The organism is Pseudomonas sp. B28(2017), from assembly GCF_002113025.1.
In the GTDB taxonomy this organism is placed as follows: Bacteria; Pseudomonadota; Gammaproteobacteria; order Pseudomonadales; family Pseudomonadaceae; genus Aquipseudomonas.
Map to the genome: position 1 here is coordinate 314,141 of NZ_NEJH01000003.1, position 18,459 is coordinate 332,599.

Consider the following 18,459-nt stretch of genomic DNA (forward strand, 5'->3'; position numbering starts at 1 on the left):
TGGATACGTGAGCGAAACAGCCTTGCCGAAAGATGACTCGCGACAGGTGCTTGATACACCTGTTGATGCTCCTGTTGATGAAATGCCGCCACCACCTGCTGCCGTGCAGCGTCGAGGCAATGGTCTGGCTATCGTCGCGCTGCTGCTGGGCGCGGCCGGTGTCGCGGTGGGCGGTTGGGGTGTCTGGCAGGTGCGTCACCTGCAGGCCAATAGTCAGCAGCAACTGAACCAGGTTCAGGCGTTGAACGACCAGGCGCAGAACCTCAAGCTCAATGAGGAGCGCTTGAGCGCGCGCCTGGCGCAATTGCCTGCCGCCGATGAACTGGAGGCACGCAGTCGCCTGGTGATCCAGCTGCAAGGTGATCAGCAGCGTTTGAACCAGCGTCTGGAAACCATACTTGGCGCGAGCCGCAAGGATTGGCGTCTGGCCGAGGCCGAGCACCTGCTGCGTCTGGCCAGCCTGCGACTGTCCGCCTTGCAGGACATCAGTAGCGCTCAGGCACTGGTTCAGGGGGCCGACGAGATACTGCGCGAGCAGAACGATCCAGGCGCGTTTGCTGCTCGCGAGCAAGTAGCCAAGACCCTGATTGCCTTGCGCAGTACCGAACAACCGGATCGCACCGGGCTGTTTTTGCGTCTGGGCGCGTTGCGCGATCAAGTGGCCAGCCTTACCGAGCTGGCGCCGGAGTACAAGGACCGTGGTGATTCGTTGCTGGGCCTGACTGCCGATGGCGACGGTGCCAGTCGCTGGGCGCAATGGTGGGATCAGATTTCGCGCTACATCCGTATCGATTTCAATGCCGATAAAAACGTTCGCCCATTGCTGGCCGGCCAGAGCCTGAGTCAGGTGCGCCTGGCCCTGAGCCTGGCGCTGGAGCAAGCACAGTGGGCCGCACTCAATGGTCAGGCTGCGGTTTACTCCCAAGTGCTGGACGAAGCGCAGGGGATCCTCAAGGGCAACTTCAATCCGGACAACGCACAAAGCAAAGTCATGCTTGAGCAGGTGGCCGAGTTGAGCAAGCAGCCTGTCACCGTTGTCACGCCGGATATGACTGGCACCCTGAGCGCGGTGCAAGGGTATCTGGAGCGGCGCAACGTCAACGCCGAAGATTCGGTCAAGCCACTGGCCAAGCCTGCCGCGAACACAGCGCCGGAGGCCACGCCATGAAACGCCTCTATGTGATCGTGTTCCTCGTGATCGCTGCCGCCGCTGCGCTGGGGCTGGCGATTGCAGAACATTCCGGTTACGTGCTGATTGCCTACAAGACCTTCCGCTATGAGTCGAGCCTGTGGGCTACTTTGGCGCTGGTGGCTGTACTCTGGCTGGTGATCTGGGGCATCAAGTCGCTGGTCGAACTGGTGATGGCCTCCAGTGGTGTGGTCAATCCGTGGTCACGACGTAACCGCAGCCGTCGGGTACAGGTGGCGATCGAACACGGTCAGCTCGACCTGGCCGAGGGTCGCTGGGCCAGCGCGCAACGTCACTTGCATCGGGCTGCCGAAGCCGAGCGCCAACCGCTGCTTTACTACCTCGGTGCCGCCCGTGCCGCAAACGAACAAGGCAATTACGAAGAAAGCGACAACTTGCTGGAGCGTGCCCTGGAGCGTCAGCCTCAGGCCGAGTTGGCAATCGCTTTGAGCCACGCCCAGTTGCAGACCGACCGCGGTGATACCGAAGGCGCCCTCGCCACCCTGCACGCCATGCGTGAACGCCACCCGCATAACGCACAGACCCTGCGTCAGTTGCAGCGCCTGCTTCAGCAGCGTGGTGACTGGTCGGCAGTGATTCGCCTGCTGCCGGAGCTGCGCAAGGACAAAATCCTGCCGACGGCCGAGCTCGCCGAACTGGAGCGTCGGGCCTGGGGGGCGAACTTGTCTCTTGCGGCGCAACGGGAAGAAGACGGGACGGTGGGACAGCAATCGCTCGAGCGTGCCTGGCAACAACTGACCTCGGCACAGCGTCAGGAGCCGCAACTGGTGCTTGCGTATGCCGAACAACTGCGTCAGTTGGGGGCTCAGGTCGAAGCTGAAGAAGTGCTGCGCACTGCTCTCAAGCGCAGCTACGACAGTCACCTGGCACGGCTTTACGGACTGGTTCGCGGCAATGATCCGGCCCGCCAGCTGCAGGCTGCCGAAGGTTGGCTCAAGGAGCATCCGGCCGATCCGGGCCTGCTGCTGACACTGGGTCGTTTATGTCTGCAAAGCAGTTTGTGGGGCAAGGCCCGGGACTACCTGGAAAGCAGCCTGCGAGTACAACGCAATCCGGAAGCCTGTGCGGAGCTGGCGAGGTTGTTGGCGCAAATGGGCGATACCGAGCGCAGCAACCAGCTGTTTCAGGAGGGTCTGGGTTTGTTGGATGAGCGCTTGCTCGCGGCCCCTCTGCCAGTGCCAGCCCGCGCTTGACCCATTCGCTGGCGCCAGACTCAGGCGTCCGGGCGATGACCTGCGGCGAGGCAGAAATCTTCCTCGCCGCAGTACGATGATTGGTTGAAATTCAGCTGCCAAATTTCGTCGCAGACAAAGTCCTACAGAGGATTACTTTTTATCCTCTCGCCTGCGTCGGGGTTTCTCTACACCTTTGCTGAAGTCTCTGTGGGCGCTTGCCTTGAAAGGCCGTCGCGCTTTCCTCTACCGTAACGGTCTGTCACTACTTTTACGGAAAAGCCATGTCTTTGGCCTACTCACGCTCCTTGTTTTTCATGGCTTTCGTTGCGGGTGCCCTGGCGATGGGCGTTTCCTGTTATCTGGAATATGCAGTGGGTCTGCGGCCTTGCGACTTGTGTCTTGTGCAACGGTTTTGTCTGGCGCTCTTTACCGGTGTCTGCCTGATGGCTTCGATCCATGGCCCCGGCCGCATCGGAAACATTCTGTATTGGCTGCTCGGTCTTGGTTGCAGCCTGGCCGGCACTGTCACGGCGTGGCGACAGGTTCTGCTGCAAAGCCTGCCGGCGGAACCGGCTGCGGCGTGCTCGACCCATCTGGCGGAACTGTTGGCCAGTTCGCCGTGGCTATCCGTAATACGGCAAATGTTCAAGGGCGCAGCCGGATGTGTGGAAATCTCCTGGACGCTGTTCGGTCTGAGTCTCACAGAGTGGAGCCTGCTGTTCTTTGTCGCGATGTTGGTTCTGGCCGTTTACCAGTCGTTGCAACTGGTCTGGATCAGCTTTCGGCGACCACTCAGCGGCGAGTCGTCGCCCCGGGCCTTTGCGGGCGATTAAACACTTGTATGAACATTATCGCCTGCGTACCTTGAAGCCAGTGTCGTGCGGGCATAATCTGGCCCGCACGTGTCATTGGAATTATGTTGCTCGATGACGCTCTGCCTGACCGCCCACCGACGTAACAAGAGGCGAGCGGGCATAGAGCAGCTGACCCACAAGGGAAGAGAGATCACCATGCTCGAAAGTTGTCAGAATGCTCAGGAACGCTGGGGTGGAGTGCACCTGCTGATCGATCGCTGGTTGCAGGAACGACACGAACTGATCGGGGCCTATGACGCTCTCGGCGCAAAGCCTGAGGCGCTGGGTGAGAACCGCAAGCCTTTGCAGGAATTCTGCGGCGTGTTGGTTGATTATGTATCGGCCGGGCACTTTGAGATCTACGAGCAACTGACGGGGGAGGCCAAGGCCTTCAACGACAAGCGTGGCCTGGAACTCGCCGAGACGATCTACCCGCGGATCGACGTCATCACCGAAAAGCTGCTCGCGTTCAATGACCTGTGCGATGCAGGAAAGTGTGTCGCCGAAGAGTTCAAGACACTCGGCGGACTACTGCATGAACGCTTTGAGCTGGAAGACTGCCTGATCGAAGTGCTGCACACTGCCCACAAGGAAGCCGATTCGGTTCAGGCCTGAAGCGCTTCCGGCAAGACCCCGAAACGGCGTGCCAAGGCACGCCGTTTTCGTTTGTGTCGTTAGCTGGTTGCACCGCGCAATTCAACTTCGAACACCAGTGGAGTGAACGGTGCGATCACGTCACCGGCACCTTCGGCACCATAGGCTTGGGCCGATGGGATCACCAGTCGCCATTTCGCCCCGACCGGCATGTTTTGCAATGCACTGCGCCATCCGGCGATCACGCTGTCGAGACTGAACCATTGAGGCTGACTGTTCTGATCGAACACCGTGCCGTCGGGCAGGCGTCCGATGTACAGCACCTGCACCTTGCCGTTCGGTCCTGCCTTGACGCCAGCACCTGGCGTCAATTCGGTCAGCAACACGCCATCAGCCAGTTCGCGCACGCCGGGTTTGGCTTTCTCTGCGGCGAGAAAGCGCTGTTCTTTTTCCAGTGCCATTTCGCTTTGCGGCTCGGCTGACTGCATGGCGATCCGTGCTTCATGCTCGGTCAATATCTGCTGGATTTGCTCATCCTTCAGCGCCAGCGGCTTGCCCTGATAGGCCTGCTGCAATCCTTCGACCAGTGCCTGGAGTTGCAGGTCGGGAGCCTCCTGGCGCAAGCGTTCGCCAAGGCTCGCACCCAGGCTGTAAGCGAGATCGTGGGCTTCATTTTCCTGTGTTGTTGCGGCGGCCTGGGCCACCGAAAAAAACGCGCACAGCGATAAAAAAAGGTAGCGCGACATGGGCACTCTCCGACCTGAATTGCGGGCGATTATGCCAGTGAGAATGCGCGCAACGGTGAACTGCTTTTGCTTCGACGCAGAAGTTTTTCAGTCCTTTGCAACGCAACGCTTTCGATAGTGTCAACATGCCCTAGCGGCGGTTGCAGCAGAGGTCTAGTATGAGCCGCACTCACTTCAGCCAGGAGGTAAACCATGTCGGCCACCAAGAAGCCAGTAAACACTCCACTGCATCTGCTCCAACAACTCTCGAGCAGCCTGCTCGAGCACCTGGAAACCGCTTGTTCCGAAGCCTTGGCTGATGCTGAAAAACTGCTCGCCAAACTGGAAAAGCAGCGCGGAAAAGCGCAAGAAAAACTGCACAAGTCCCGCACCAAATTGCAGGACGCTGCGGCGGCCGGAAAAGCCAAGGCACAAGCCAAGGCCAAGGACGCAGTGGCCGATCTCGAGGCGCTGCTCGATGCCCTCAAGAATCGTCAATCGGAAACCCGCGGCTACATTCTGCAACTCAAGCGCGATGCCCAGGAAAGCCTGAAACTGGCCCAGGGCGTCGGTCGTGTACAAGAGGCTGTCGGCAAGGCGTTGTCCCTGCGCGCGGCCAAACCTGCTGCGGCACCTGCGAAGAAAGCCGCCGCCAAGCCTGCTGCTGCAAAAGCACCGGCCAAGCCTGCTGCTGCCAAACCAGCAGCGAAAACTGCCGCCGCCAAACCGGCTGCGAGAAAACCGGCTGCTGCCAGCGCCGCAAAACCTGCAGCTAAAACCACGGCTGCCAAGCCAGCCGCTGCACGACCTGCCGCTGCACGACCTGCCGTTGCAAAAGCTGCCGCTGCCAAACCAGCTGTGGCTAAAACCGCTGCCGCTAAACCGGCTGCAAAACCGGCCGCTAAACCAGCCACCCGGACCGCCGCGGCGAAACCTGCTGCCAAGCCGGCTGCCAAACCCGTCGCTGCCAAACCAGCGGTAAAACCAGCAGCCAAGCCAGCGGCTAAACCTGCTGTAAAAGCGGCTGCCAAACCAGCCGCAAAACCGGTAGCAGCCAAACCTGCCACTGCCGCCAAGCCAGCCGCTGCAAAACCAGCGGCCAAGCCAGCCGTGGCTAAAACCGCTGCAAAACCAGCGGCCAAACCTGCAGTGAAAAAGCCGGTTGCCGCCAAGCCAGCCACCGCACCGGTCGCCAAGCCAGTCGTACCGACTGCGCCAGCAGCCCCTGCTCCGGCAGCAACTACCTCGACAGTCGCGCCAGCACCAACGTCTGCCGCAACTTCGAGCGCTGTAACCACCCCAACCAGCGCTTCCTAAGTGCCGGTTACCGCGACGCGCAGCTGATGCAGCGCGTCGCGGTGCAGGTGGGCGGCCTCAGCCGCTGCACCTTCCAGCCAGGCCGCCAGATCGGTCTCGGCACCTTGCGGCCAACTCTGCGCCGCTCTCTCCAGCCGCAACAACAGATGCCGCTCGGCTTCCAGTTCGAGTGCCTTCACTTGTTCGCGCAGGGTATGCAAATCGGCGTCTTCCGTAGCCTCGGCCTTCCATTGCGTGCGCAAGGCGCGTAACGGTCGCACGACATTGGCGTCCCAGGCGACGGCCACACTGCGCAGTTGCTGCAAACGTTGCTCATCACAGGCAACGCCCCGTTGTCCCAGCCACGCTCCACACAGCAACAGACACACGTTGACCCCCGCCGACTGCAATTGCAGGCATGCCTGCTCAACGCCCGGACGGGCATAAGCGGTCAGGGAAAAGCTCCACAGGTCAGAGGACATAGTGCTACTCGCGCCAGTTGCGAGCGAAGCTGGTAGACTCCGCCGCCATTATGATTCGACTTCAGAACCTGACTTTACAGCGTGGCCCGCAACGTCTGCTAGAAGACGCCGAGCTGACCCTGCACGCCGGCCAGAAAGCCGGCCTCATCGGTGCCAACGGCGCCGGCAAATCGAGCCTGTTCGCCTTGCTTCGGGGCGAGCTGCACCCGGACTCGGGTGATTGCTTCCTGCCGGCCGACTGGCGTATCGCCCACATGCGCCAGGAGGTCGACACCCTCGAACGCCTGGCGGTCGACTACGTGCTCGATGGCGACCTGCGCCTGCGCCAGGTGCAACGCGACCTGGCGGCAGCCGAAGCGGCCCATGATGGTGCCGCACAGGCCCGCCTGCACTCGGAACTCGATAGCGCCGACGGTTACACCGCCGACGCCCGGGCGCGCAAGTTGCTGGCCGGTCTTGGGTTCACCAACGAGCAGATGGATCGTCAGGTCGGGGATTTCTCCGGTGGCTGGCGGATGCGCCTGAACCTGGCGCAGGCCTTGATGTGCCCATCGGACCTGTTGCTGCTCGACGAACCGACCAACCACCTGGACCTCGACGCCATCATCTGGCTCGAAGAATGGCTCAAGAGCTATCCAGGCACCCTGATGCTGATTTCCCACGACCGGGACTTCCTCGATGCCGTGGTCGACCACGTGGCACACGTCGATCAGCGCAAGATCACCCTGTACCGGGGCGGCTACAGTGCCTTCGAGCGCGCCCGTGCCGAACGCCTGGCCCAGCAACAGCAGGCCTATGAGAAGCAGCAGGCGCAACGTGCGCACATGGAAAGCTACATCGCCCGCTTCAAGGCCCAGGCCACCAAGGCCCGTCAGGCCCAGAGCCGGATCAAGGCACTGGAGCGGATGGAAGAGCTGACCGCTGCCCACGTCGATTCGCCGTTCGACTTTGTCTTCCGTGAATCGCAGAAAATTTCCAGCCCGCTGATCGACCTGTCCGATGCCCGCCTGGGCTACGGCGAGAAAGCCGTGCTGGAGAAGGTCAAGCTGCAACTGACCCCGGGAGCGCGAATCGGTCTGCTCGGACCTAACGGCGCCGGTAAGTCGACCCTGATCAAGAACCTTGCCGGTGAGCTCTCGCCATTGGCTGGCCGCTTGAGCCGTGGTGAGAACACCGTGGTTGGTTACTTCGCCCAGCATCAACTCGATTCTCTGGACTCCAAGGCCAGCCCGTTGTTGCACTTGCAGCGCCTGGCACCGACCGAGCGCGAACAGACCCTGCGTGACTTCCTCGGCGGTTTCGACTTCCGTGGTGCGCGAATCGACGAGCCGGTGCTGAATTTTTCCGGTGGTGAAAAGGCGCGCCTGGCATTGGCCTTGATCGCCTGGGATCGACCGAACCTGTTGCTGCTCGACGAACCGACCAACCACCTGGACCTGGAAATGCGCCTGGCGCTGACCATGGCCCTGCAGGAGTTCAGTGGTGCGGTACTGGTGGTCTCCCACGACCGTCACCTGCTCAAAAGCACCACCGATAACTTCTACCTGGTGGCGGACGGCAAGGTTGAGGAGTTCGACGGCGACCTGGAGGACTACACCCGCTGGCTGGTGGATTATCGCCAGCGCAATGTCCCGGTCAGTAACACACCGGTCAACCCGGACAAGACCGACAAGAAAGCCCAGCGTCAAGCCGCCGCTGCGTTGCGCCAGCAACTGGCGCCGCACAAGCGCGAAGCTGACAAGCTTGAAGCCGAGCTGGGCAAGCTGCACGAAAAGCTGGCGAAAATCGATGCCAGCCTCGGCGACAGCGATATCTATGAGCCGGCGCGCAAGAACGAATTGCGTGATCTGCTGGCCGAACAGGCCAAGCTGAAGGTGCGTGAGGCGGAGCTGGAAGAAGCGTGGATGGAAGCCCTGGAGTTGCTGGAAAGCATGCAGGCGGAGCTGGAGGCACTGTCCTGATGGACGCCTTCAAACTGCCGTTGCCGGCGGTGTGGGCCGAGCCGATCTGGCTCGGCGTGCAAATCCTGCTGATCCTGTTGGCCGGCTACTTCGCCCAGCGCTTCGTCGCCCGGTTCCTGACCCGCCTGGGTGAACGCTATCCGTTCCCGCCGCAACTGCTGATGCCGCTGCGGGGCGGTTTGCGCTGGCTGATCATGGGCAGTGCGCTGATCTTTGTGCTGGAACGCCTGGGCGTGTCGGCCACGGTTCTCTGGACGGCGCTGTCGGGTTTTGTCGCGGTTGCGGCAGTGGCGTTTTTCGCCATGTGGAGCGTGCTGTCGAACCTGCTGTGCGCGATCCTGATTTTCACCGTCGGCCCGTTTCGCCTGGGCGACGTAGTCGAGTTGGTGGACACCACCGACAAGCCCGGCGTCAAAGGCCGGGTGGTGGCGATCAATCTGCTGTACACCACGCTGGTCGAGGCCGAAGAGCTGGGTACCGGCAGCGCCATGGTGCAAGTGCCTAACAGTTTGTTCTTCCAGCGTTCGGTGCGGCGTTGGCGCGGGACGGATGTTCTTCCTGCCAATGGGTTTGAGAAGTAAGCCTTCTGCTGTCCGATAGATTGCCTTCGCGAGCACGCTGGTCGGCAGTCGACATATCCTGCAAAAAATCGGTAGTCATCCACTCAAAGTCGCATTAGCTTAGACGTCTGTCACGAATCTGCGTCGAGGTGTGCAATGGAGCTTCAAACATGGCTGGCGTTTTTTGCCGCCTGCTGGGTGATCAGCCTGTCCCCCGGTGCCGGCGCCATTGCGTCGATGTCCAGCGGTCTGCAGTACGGTTTCTGGCGCGGTTACTGGAACGCCCTGGGCCTGCAACTGGGCCTGGCTTTGCAGATCGCCATCGTCGGTGCCGGTGTCGGCGCCATTCTCACGGCTTCGGCCACGGCCTTCTACGCCATCAAATGGTTTGGCGTGGCGTATCTGGTTTACCTCGCGATCAAGCAATGGCGTGCACTACCCGGCGATATGAGCGATGACGCGGCGGTGCGCCAGATTGGCAAGCCGATGGCCCTGGTGTTCCGTGGGTTCCTGGTGAACATCAGCAACCCCAAGGCGCTAGTGTTCATGCTGGCGGTGTTGCCGCAGTTCATCGATCCCCATGCGCCACTGTTGATTCAGTACGTGATCATCGGTGTGACCATGATTTGCGTCGATCTGATCGTCATGGCCGGCTACACCGGTTTGGCGTCCAAAGTGCTGCGTCTGCTGCGCACGCCGAAACAGCAAAAACGCATGAACCGGACCTTTGCCGGGCTGTTCATCGGTGCTGCAGCGTTTATGGCGACGCTGCGCAGAGCCGCGGCGTAAATCGACCGAAACCCGAAAAGGCGACCCATGCGGTCGCCTTTTTTATTGGCGTATCAGTACCTTGGAGAGCCCTCGAATTCGCAGGAAGTCCCAACAAAGCTTGAGCGAAACCCGTTGGGCGTTAACAATATGTAACTTCGCTTTTCAAATTGAGACTCATTCATGATAGCCCCCTCCCGTTTCCTGGCCTGGCTGTTGCTGCCGCTGCTCGCGGCGAGCAGCGTTCAGCTACTGGCCGCCCCCGCCGAAGGTGCGCCTCAGGCGCTGCACTTGCTCGATTACATCGGCGCGGATTACCCGGACACGGTGCAGGCGGGCAGCATCATGGATCAGGCTGGGTTTCACGCGCAGCAAGAGTCGGTCAAGACGCTGGGAAGTCTGATGGCGGCCATGCCGGCCAAACCGGAAAAAGTTGCGCTGGAGCAAAGCCTGGTCACGCTGGGAAGTTCCATCAGCACCCGTCAGGACGGTGCCGACGTCGCGCGCCAGGCCCGGCAACTGGGGGCGAAGCTGGCCGTGGCCTATGAAGTCAGCCAGGCCCCGGTCATCACGCCGGACCCGGCGCGTGGCGCGCCGCTGTACGCTCAGCATTGCTCGGTCTGCCATGGCGATACAGGCGCTGGCGACGGCCCGGCAGGTGTCGGCATGACGCCACCGCCATCCAATCTGCGCAATAGCACACGACTGGATCGACTGAGCCTCTATGCGATCTACAGCACCTTGGGTCTGGGCGTTGAAGGGACGGACATGCCGGCCTTTGCCGATCAATTGGATGATCGCCAGCGTTGGGACCTGGCTACCTATATCGCCAGCTTCAGTGTCGACCTGGCTACAGCTAATGCCGACAAAACCTACAACATCGCCGACCTGGCTCGTCAGACCCCGGCTGAAGTGCAGGCCGTCGAAGGCCCGCAAGCCGCCGCGACCTTCCGTGCCCAGCGAGCGCAACCGCCGCAGGTCAAGCGTGGCCCGGCGCAATTGCTCGACTACACTGCAGCCACTCTGGACAAGAGCATCGCGGCGTACCGCGCCGGTGAACATGATCAGGCTTATGACTTATCGGTAGCGGCGTATCTGGAAGGCTTCGAGCTGGTTGAAAGCTCGCTGGACAACATTGACGCCAACGTGCGTAAAGACACTGAAAAATCCCTGATGGCTTATCGTCAGTCGTTGCAGGACGGCTTGCCGGTGAGTGACGTCGAACAGCGCCTGGAGGCGGCCAAGGACAGGTTGAAGACATCGGCCGGGCTGCTGGGCAACGACGGTTTGAGCTGGTCGCTGAGTTACATATCCGGCTTGCTGATTCTGCTGCGCGAAGGTCTGGAAGCGATTCTGGTGCTGGCGGCGATCCTTGCTTTCCTGCGTAACACGGGTCAACAGGCGGCGGTGCGCAGCGTCAACGTCGGTTGGGGCCTGGCGTTTCTGGCGGGGCTGGGCACCTGGGCTCTGGCAGCCTATGTGATTGATGTCAGCGGTTCGCAGCGCGAATTGCTGGAAGGCGCGACGGCGTTGTTTGCCAGCGTCATGGTGCTGTGGCTGGGTGTGTGGATGCATGACCGTCGTCACGCGGCGGCCTGGCAGGATTACATCAAGAGCAGCCTGGTAGGTGGCGGTGGGCGTTTCGGCTTTGCGACTCTGGCGTTTTTCTCGGTGTATCGCGAGCTGTTTGAAGTGATTCTGTTCTACGAAACCCTGTGGTTGCAGGCAGGTCCTGCGGGGCACAACGCGGTACTGGCCGGTGGAGCCACGGCGCTGGTACTGCTGATCGGCCTGGCCTGGGTGATTTTGCGCGGTTCGGCGAAGTTGCCGCTGGCGCTGTTCTTCAGCATCAACGCCGGTCTTTTGTGCGCCTTGTCGGTGGTGTTCGCCGGGCATGGCGTGAAGGCGCTGCAGGAAGCCGGGATCTTCGGCACGCGGCCGGTGCCGTTCTTTGAGTTCGACTGGCTGGGGATTCATGCCGATGCGTATTCGTTGAGTGCTCAGGCGGTGGCGATCATTGCGATTGCCGTGTTGTATGGCCGTAGCCGGGTGGTTGAGAAGCAGCGGGTGGTGGCTTCATAAAGCATTCGCTGCGCTCACTTTCGCGAGCAGGCTCGCTCCCACATGGACGATGTGTATTCTGTGGGAGCGAGCCTGCTCGCGAAGCTTTTTAGAGAGGTAAAAACATGCGTGTCTGGATCGATGCCGACGCCTGCCCGCGGGCAGCCAAGGATCTGGTGGTGAAGTTCGCCCTCAAGCGCCAGTTCGAAGTGGTGCTGGTAGCCGGGCAGCCGCTGATCAAGCCAGGTCTGGCGCTGGTCAAGCTGGTCGTGGTGCCGAGCGGTCCGGATGCAGCCGATGATTACCTGGTCGAGCACGCAGTTCCCGGTGAGTTGGTGATTTGCAGCGATGTACCGTTGGCCGACCGTCTGGTGAAGAAGGGCGTGGCCGCACTGGATCCGCGCGGGAAGGAATTCGATGCGCAGAACATGGGGGATCGGCTGGCTGTGCGCAACCTGTTCACCGATTTGCGCGAACAGGGGCAAATGGGCGGAGGGCCAGCGCCGTTCGGCGACCGTGAGAAGCAGGCGTTTGCCAATGCGCTGGACCGGATTTTGACCAGGCTCACACGCAAAACCTGAATTTTGTAATGATCCCTGTGGGAGCGAGCAGGCTCGCTCCCACATTGACAGTGTTATGTATCATTCTCGTGGGTCAGTTCGAGCACGCGGTCGACCAGTTTGTTGATCCCCGATGCCGCTTCACTGATCGATTGCGCCAGCATGTAAGCCGGGGTGCTCACCAGTTTGCGTGCCTTGTCCTCGACGATATCACTGACCGCGCAATCGGTATGGGTTGCGCCCATCTTGTTCATCGCAGCGGCGGTGTCGGTGTCGTTGCCAATGGTGCAGGTGACGCCAGGGCCGTAGATCTTTGCCGCCAGGGCCGGGGAAATGCACATTAACCCCACCGGTTTGCCGGCCTCGGCGAAGGCTTCAGTCAAGGCCAGCACATCCGGCTGAACGGTACAGCCGGCGCCTTCGATGGCGAAGTTGGACAGGTTCTTGGCCGAGCCGAAGCCGCCGGGCACGATCAGCGCATCGAAGTCATCGACGTTCGCGTCACGGATATCCTTGATGTTGCCCCGGGCGATCCGCGCCGACTCCACCAGCACGTTGCGCGATTCGGGCATTTCTTTGCCGGTCAGGTGATTGATGACATGCAACTGCGCAATGTCCGGTGCGAAACACTGCACCTGTGCCCCGCGTTGATCCAGACGCAGCAGGGTGATGACGCTCTCGTGGAGCTCGGCGCCGTCGTACACGCCACAACCGGAAAGGATCACTGCAACTTTTTTGCTCATGGGCTTTTCTCCAGATTCATGACGTTAAATGTCCACTAATTTGTCACTCGTTGCCATAGGGTTAATTCAAGGTTGCACATAGCATCGATCCTCAAGATTCCGGTCAGGGCGCGTCATGGACTTCATTCTGTATGCGGTGCCGTTTTTCTTTGTGCTGATCGCCGTCGAGCTGGTGGCCGACCGCTGGCGCGGGATGAGCAATTATCGGGTGGCGGACGCAATCAACAGCATCAGCACCGGCGTGCTGTCGACCACCACGGGGCTGCTGACCAAAGGCGTGGGGTTAGTGACCTACGCGTTTGCCCTCAATCATCTGGCGCTGTTCGAGTTGTCCGCCGAAAACATCTGGACCTGGGTGTTCGCCTTTGTTTTCTATGACTTCTGCTACTACTGGCTGCACCGCATGGGCCACGAACGCAACATCCTCTGGGCCGCGCATTCGGTGCATCACCAGAGCGAGGACTACAACCTGTCCACGGCGTTGCGCCAGACCAGCACCGGATTCCTGCTGAGCTGGATCTTCTATCTGCCGCTGGCGGTGTTCGGCGTACCGCTGCTGGTGTTTGTGAGCGTCGCCGCGCTGAACCTGCTGTATCAGTTCTGGGTGCACACCCGGCACATTCCCAAGCTTGGCTGGTTCGAATGGTTTTTCGTCACGCCATCCAATCATCGGGCTCACCATGCACAGAACGCTCTCTACATGGATCGCAACTACGGCGGCGTGTTCATTATCTGGGACCGTCTGTTCGACTCGTTCCAGGAAGAAGACGACAACGAGCCGGTGATCTTCGGCGTGACCACGCCGCTGGCGAGCTGGAATCCCGTGTGGGCGAACGTGCAGTTCTACGCACAGTTGTGGACAGATGCCCGGCGTGCCGAAAGCACCTGGGACAAGCTGCGGATCTGGTTCATGCGCACCGGCTGGCGCCCGGCGGACGTGGCGGCCAAATACCCGATGAACAAGCCGGACCTGACCCGGTTCCGCAAATTCGAGGTTCCGCTGGACGGGCGTCAGCAGTTCTACATCCTGTTGCAGTTCTGCGCGTACATCGCGCTGGGCAGCTACTTGATGAATCTTGAACCGAGGCTGCCAGTCGCCGCCCAGGTGTTGGGCTGGGGGGCGGTGGCGTTCGGTCTGTTTGTGCTGGGCGTGGCCCTGGAGAATCGCCCGTGGGCGTTGAGGCTGGAGTTGGTGCGGCTGGCGTCGAATCTGCCTTTGGTGTGGCTGGCCCCGATATTGGGGCTGTGGCCGGCTAGCGCGCTGGGCTGGGTCGGCCTGCTCAGTTACAGCCTGTTGAGCGGCATCGGTCTCTACTACTGCAGAAACCGCATCACTCGGCTGGCGTCGTAGGGTCTTCGGTTTTGATTCTTTCGGTTTTCAGCGCTTGTTCGTCGGCGTAGACCTGCCTGGCCAGGCGGGCATTCTTGAAGCGCCGACGCAGCCATAGCACGAAGCCCAGGACCAGCAGGGCGCCGAGCACCCAGAGTTCGTACTTCTTCACACTGCCGAGCATGCCTTCGAGCACTGCGCCGAAATGGTACGCGGCCGCCGCCAGGGCAGCGGCCCAGATCGCCGCGCCAATGCCGTTGAGCAGCAGGTAGCGGCCCGGCGGATAGCCTGAGAGCCCGATGGCCACCGGCATGACCGTACGCAAACCGTAAACGAAGCGGAAGCTCAATACCCAGATATCCGGATGCTTGCGAATGTGTTCCAGCGCCCGGTCACCCATCATCTGCCAGCGCGGCTTGCGCGCCAGCAGCTTGCGGCCGTGCTTGCGCCCCAGGAAATACCACAGTTGGTCGCCGGCGTAGCTGCCGAAGAAGGCCACGACCACCACCAGGTTGATGTCCATGTATCCACGGAACGCGAGGAAGCCCGCGAGTACCAGGATGGTTTCGCCTTCGAAGAATGTGCCTAGAAAAAGGGCAAAGTAGCCGAAGTCATGCAGAAATTGTTGGAGCATTGTCTGGGTGCTGGCGAAATGAACGCGCAGCCTAACCCTTCGGACACATTCAGGAAAGTGTCCAAATGTGTCTCGACGTGAACATTTCCTACAACGACAATGGAATGCGGCTACGTGTCGCGGGATGCACACAACTGTCATCTGTTCGTCATAATGGCCGCTTATAACTGTCACGCTCGCCCGTAAGCGCGGGCTCAGGAGTCTGCCGTGAGCTTTACCCCCGCCAACCGTTTGTTCCCTGCAACCCGCCTGCGCCGCAACCGTCGTGACGACTTCTCGCGTCGTCTGGTCCGTGAAAACGTCCTGACCGTCGATGACCTGATCCTGCCGGTGTTCGTACTGGACGGTGAAAACCGTCGCGAAGCGGTGGCTTCGATGCCGGGTGTCGAACGCCTGACCATCGACCTGTTGCTGGAAGAGGCGGCCAAGTGGGTCGAGCTGGGGATTCCAGCGCTGGCACTGTTCCCGGTGACGCCAGCGGAGCTCAAGTCCCTGGACGCCGTCGAAGCGTGGAACCCGCAAGGCATCGCCCAGCGCGCGACCCGTGCCCTGCGTGCGCAATTCCCGGAGCTGGGTGTGATCACTGACGTCGCCCTGGACCCGTTCACCACCCATGGCCAGGACGGCATTCTTGATGAAGAAGGCTACGTGCAGAACGACATCACCGTCGATGCACTGGTCAGGCAAGCCCTGTCCCACGCCGAAGCCGGCGCTCAGGTCGTGGCGCCATCGGACATGATGGACGGTCGCATCCAGGCGATCCGCGAAGCCTTGGAAGTGGCCGGTCACGTCAATGTACGGATCATGGCCTACTCGGCCAAGTACGCCAGCGCCTATTACGGCCCGTTCCGCGATGCGGTCGGTTCGGCGCTGAACCTGGGCAAGGCCAACAAGGCCTCCTATCAGATGGACCCGGCCAACAGCGACGAAGCGCTGCACGAAGTGGCGGCGGACTTGTCAGAAGGTGCAGACATGGTCATGGTCAAGCCAGGCATGCCGTACCTGGACATCCTGTGCCGGGTAAAAGAAGAATTCAAAGTGCCGACGTTTGTGTATCAAGTCAGCGGCGAATACGCCATGCACATGGCGGCGATCCAGAATGGCTGGTTGAGCGAAGGGGTTATCCTCGAGTCCCTGACCGCTTTCAAACGTGCAGGGGCTGATGGCATCCTGACATACTTTGCCGTTCGTGCCGCTCAATTGTTACGAGAGCAAAAATAGCCCTCCCAGGAACATTCGATGAATACCGAAGTACTCACTGAAGTTGCCGTAAAAGACGCTCAACCTGTGGTGGAGCAAGTCGACGAGACCCCGCCGGAGCTGGAGCCAGCTCCGCCCGCGGCGGTCGTCGAAACCGCTGCGACCGCGCCAGCGGTGGCTATTCCCGGCCTGGATGACAGCAGCCTGTACATCCACCGCGAGCTCTCGCAACTGCAGTTCAACATCCGCGTGCTGGAACAGGCGCTGGACGAGTCCTACCCATTGCTGGAGCGGCTGAAGTTTCTGTTGATCTTCTCCAGCAACCTGGACGAGTTCTTCGAAATTCGTGTCGCCGGCCTCAAGAAGCAGATCACTTTCGCCCGTGAACAGGCCGGCGCCGATGGTCTGCAACCGCATCAGGCTCTGGCCCGCATCAGCGAACTGGTCCACGGTCACGTCGATCGCCAGTACGCGATCCTCAACGACATTCTGTTGCCGGAACTGGAAAAACATCAGGTCCGTTTCATTCGCCGCCGCTATTGGACAACCAAGCTCAAAACCTGGGTCCGCCGCTATTTCCGCGACGAGATCGCGCCGATCATCACCCCGATCGGCCTCGACCCGACGCACCCGTTCCCGTTGCTGGTGAACAAGAGCCTTAACTTCATCGTCGAGCTCGAAGGCATCGACGCCTTTGGCCGCGATTCCGGTCTGGCGATCATCCCGGCGCCACGCCTGCTGCCGCGCATCATCAAGGTGCCGGAAGAAGTCGGTGGCCCTGGCGACAACTATGTATTCCTGTCGTCGATGATTCACGCTCACGCCGATGACCTGTTCCAGGGCATGAAGGTCAAGGGCTGCTACCAGTTCCGTCTGACCCGTAACGCCGACCTGGCGCTGGACTCCGAAGACGTCGAAGACCTGGCCCGCGCTTTGCGCGGCGAACTGTTCTCCCGTCGCTATGGTGATGCGGTGCGACTGGAAGTGGCCGACACGTGCCCGAAACACCTGTCCGACTACCTGCTCAAACAGTTCAACCTGGGCGAGACCGAGCTGTATCAGGTCAACGGTCCGGTGAACCTGACACGGCTGTTCAGCATCACTGGCCTGGACAGCCAGCGCGAGCTGCAATACCTGCCGTTCACCCCGCAGATCCCGAAACTGCTGCAGAACAGCGAGAACATTTTCAGTGTGATCAGCAAGCAGGACATCCTGCTGCTGCACCCGTTCGAGTCGTTCACCCCGGTGGTCGACCTGCTGCGCCAGGCCGCCAAGGACCCACACGTGTTGGCGGTGCGCCAGACCCTGTACCGGTCCGGCGCCAACTCGGAAATCGTCGATGCGCTGGTGGATGCGGCGCGTAACGGCAAGGAAGTCACCGCGGTGATCGAACTGCGGGCGCGGTTCGACGAAGAGTCCAACCTGCAACTGGCCAGCCGCCTGCAAGCGGCCGGTGCGGTAGTGATCTACGGTGTGGTCGGCTTCAAGACCCACGCCAAGATGATGCTGATCCTGCGGCGCGAGGCCGGTGAAATCGTGCGTTACGCACACCTCGGTACGGGTAACTACCACGCTGGCAACGCCCGTCTGTACACTGACTACAGCCTGCTGACCTCCGACGATGCCTTGTGCGAAGACGTCGGCAAGCTGTTCAGCCAGTTGATCGGCATGGGCAAGACGCTGCGCATGAAGAAATTGCTGCATGCGCCGTTCACCCTGAAAAAGGGCATGCTCGACATGATTGCCCGCGAAACCCAGTTCGCCCTCGACGGCAAACCGGCGCACATCATCGCCAAGTTCAACTCGCTGACCGATCCGAAGATCATCCGTGCGTTGTACAAGGCCAGCCAGTCGGGCGTGCGCATCGATCTGGTGGTGCGTGGCATGTGCTGCCTGCGGCCGGGCATCGCCGGGGTTTCCCACAACATCCACGTGCGCTCGATCATCGGTCGCTTCCTGGAACACACCCGGGTCTTCTACTTCCTCAATGGCGGCGAAGAACAGATGTTCCTCTCCAGCGCCGACTGGATGGAGCGCAACCTCGACAAGCGTGTCGAGACTTGCTTCCCGGTGGAAGGCAAGAAGCTGATCATGCGGGTCAAGAAAGAGCTGGAGCTGTATCTCACCGATAACACCCACAGCTGGAGCCTGCAGTCTGACGGTCGTTATATCCGTAACACGCCGACCGGCAACCAGAACCCGCGTAGCGCCCAGGCGACATTGCTGGAGCGTTTGGGCAGCCCGATTCTGGCTGTTCGGTAACGTGGGCGAGGTATAAAAAATGGCGATCCCTGCGGATCGCCATT

General features: G+C 60.9%; 17 protein-coding genes. 13 read left to right on the forward strand and 4 right to left on the reverse strand.

The features are described from left to right. Positions 1-7: 7 nt before the first annotated feature. The 4 genes from CAF65_RS10695 (at position 8) to CAF65_RS10710 (ending at position 3,854) form a co-directional block, all read left to right on the forward strand. The gene (locus CAF65_RS10695) at positions 8-1,168 is read left to right on the forward strand and encodes a uroporphyrinogen-III C-methyltransferase (RefSeq protein ID WP_085716247.1); all 1,161 of its coding nucleotides are present in this window, start codon (positions 8-10) and stop codon (positions 1,166-1,168) included. Continuing rightward, complete coding sequence (locus tag CAF65_RS10700; RefSeq protein WP_085716248.1) at positions 1,165-2,403, forward strand: heme biosynthesis protein HemY; 1,239 nt, start codon at positions 1,165-1,167, stop codon at positions 2,401-2,403. Before CAF65_RS10695 ends, CAF65_RS10700 begins: the two co-directional genes overlap by 4 nt. 263 nt (positions 2,404-2,666) lie before the next feature. Further along, positions 2,667-3,218, forward strand: coding sequence for a disulfide bond formation protein B (locus tag CAF65_RS10705; RefSeq protein WP_085716249.1), 552 nt, complete (start codon positions 2,667-2,669; stop codon positions 3,216-3,218). Positions 3,219-3,395: 177 nt separating this feature from the next. Further along, complete coding sequence (locus CAF65_RS10710; protein ID WP_057712794.1) at positions 3,396-3,854, forward strand: Rsd/AlgQ family anti-sigma factor; 459 nt, start codon at positions 3,396-3,398, stop codon at positions 3,852-3,854. Between the two features lie 59 nt (positions 3,855-3,913). Here CAF65_RS10710 and CAF65_RS10715 read toward each other — a convergent pair whose 3' ends face one another. Continuing rightward, positions 3,914-4,579, reverse strand: coding sequence for an FKBP-type peptidyl-prolyl cis-trans isomerase (locus tag CAF65_RS10715; RefSeq protein WP_085716250.1), 666 nt, complete (start codon positions 4,577-4,579; stop codon positions 3,914-3,916). Positions 4,580-4,771: 192 nt separating this feature from the next. Here CAF65_RS10715 and CAF65_RS10725 point away from each other — a divergent pair, with 192 nt between their 5' ends. Beyond that, positions 4,772-5,875, forward strand: coding sequence for an AlgP family protein (locus CAF65_RS10725; RefSeq protein ID WP_085716252.1), 1,104 nt, complete (start codon positions 4,772-4,774; stop codon positions 5,873-5,875). On the opposite strand, the gene CAF65_RS10730 is transcribed toward CAF65_RS10725, so the two are convergent. Next, positions 5,872-6,336 (reverse strand): TIGR02444 family protein, encoded by a 465-nt coding sequence (locus CAF65_RS10730; protein ID WP_085716253.1) that lies wholly within the window; start codon positions 6,334-6,336, stop codon positions 5,872-5,874. The genes CAF65_RS10725 and CAF65_RS10730 overlap by 4 nt on opposite strands. Before the next feature lie 50 nt (positions 6,337-6,386). On the opposite strand from CAF65_RS10730, the gene CAF65_RS10735 reads away from it, so the two are divergent. The 5 genes from CAF65_RS10735 to CAF65_RS10755 all read left to right on the forward strand — a co-directional run bounded on the left by CAF65_RS10735 (position 6,387) and on the right by CAF65_RS10755 (position 12,267). Continuing rightward, on the forward strand, positions 6,387-8,297 hold the full coding sequence (locus CAF65_RS10735; RefSeq protein ID WP_085716254.1) for an ATP-binding cassette domain-containing protein: 1,911 nt from the start codon (positions 6,387-6,389) through the stop codon (positions 8,295-8,297). Then, positions 8,297-8,878 carry a mechanosensitive ion channel family protein gene (locus CAF65_RS10740; RefSeq protein ID WP_085716255.1) on the forward strand — a complete coding sequence of 194 codons (582 nt, stop codon included), beginning with the start codon at positions 8,297-8,299 and terminating at the stop codon, positions 8,876-8,878. The genes CAF65_RS10735 and CAF65_RS10740 overlap by 1 nt, the downstream gene beginning before the upstream one ends. A 135-nt stretch (positions 8,879-9,013) precedes the next feature. Further along, positions 9,014-9,646 carry a LysE family transporter gene (locus CAF65_RS10745; protein ID WP_085716256.1) on the forward strand — a complete coding sequence of 211 codons (633 nt, stop codon included), beginning with the start codon at positions 9,014-9,016 and terminating at the stop codon, positions 9,644-9,646. 162 nt (positions 9,647-9,808) lie between these two features. Next, complete coding sequence (locus CAF65_RS10750; protein WP_085716257.1) at positions 9,809-11,707, forward strand: cytochrome c/FTR1 family iron permease; 1,899 nt, start codon at positions 9,809-9,811, stop codon at positions 11,705-11,707. A gap of 104 nt (positions 11,708-11,811) precedes the next feature. Then, positions 11,812-12,267 carry a YaiI/YqxD family protein gene (locus tag CAF65_RS10755; RefSeq protein ID WP_085716258.1) on the forward strand — a complete coding sequence of 152 codons (456 nt, stop codon included), beginning with the start codon at positions 11,812-11,814 and terminating at the stop codon, positions 12,265-12,267. Positions 12,268-12,320: 53 nt separating this feature from the next. Here CAF65_RS10755 and elbB read toward each other — a convergent pair whose 3' ends face one another. Then, a complete protein-coding gene (gene elbB / locus CAF65_RS10760; protein ID WP_085716259.1) occupies positions 12,321-12,989 on the reverse strand; it encodes an isoprenoid biosynthesis glyoxalase ElbB in 669 nt (222 codons plus the stop codon). A 115-nt stretch (positions 12,990-13,104) separates the two neighbouring features. Between elbB and CAF65_RS10765 the strand changes: the two genes are divergently transcribed. Further along, complete coding sequence (locus CAF65_RS10765; RefSeq protein WP_085716260.1) at positions 13,105-14,340, forward strand: sterol desaturase family protein; 1,236 nt, start codon at positions 13,105-13,107, stop codon at positions 14,338-14,340. Here CAF65_RS10765 and CAF65_RS10770 read toward each other — a convergent pair. Continuing rightward, on the reverse strand, positions 14,321-14,953 hold the full coding sequence (locus CAF65_RS10770; RefSeq protein ID WP_085716261.1) for a DedA family protein: 633 nt from the start codon (positions 14,951-14,953) through the stop codon (positions 14,321-14,323). The two genes, CAF65_RS10765 and CAF65_RS10770, sit on opposite strands and share 20 nt — an antisense overlap. A gap of 207 nt (positions 14,954-15,160) precedes the next feature. Here CAF65_RS10770 and hemB point away from each other — a divergent pair, with 207 nt between their 5' ends. Together hemB and ppk1 are read left to right on the forward strand one after the other, a co-directional pair. Next, positions 15,161-16,174 carry a porphobilinogen synthase gene (gene hemB, locus CAF65_RS10775; protein ID WP_085716262.1) on the forward strand — a complete coding sequence of 338 codons (1,014 nt, stop codon included), beginning with the start codon at positions 15,161-15,163 and terminating at the stop codon, positions 16,172-16,174. Between the two features lie 18 nt (positions 16,175-16,192). Further along, positions 16,193-18,415 (forward strand): polyphosphate kinase 1, encoded by a 2,223-nt coding sequence (gene ppk1 / locus CAF65_RS10780; protein ID WP_085716263.1) that lies wholly within the window; start codon positions 16,193-16,195, stop codon positions 18,413-18,415. Positions 18,416-18,459 lie beyond the last annotated feature (44 nt).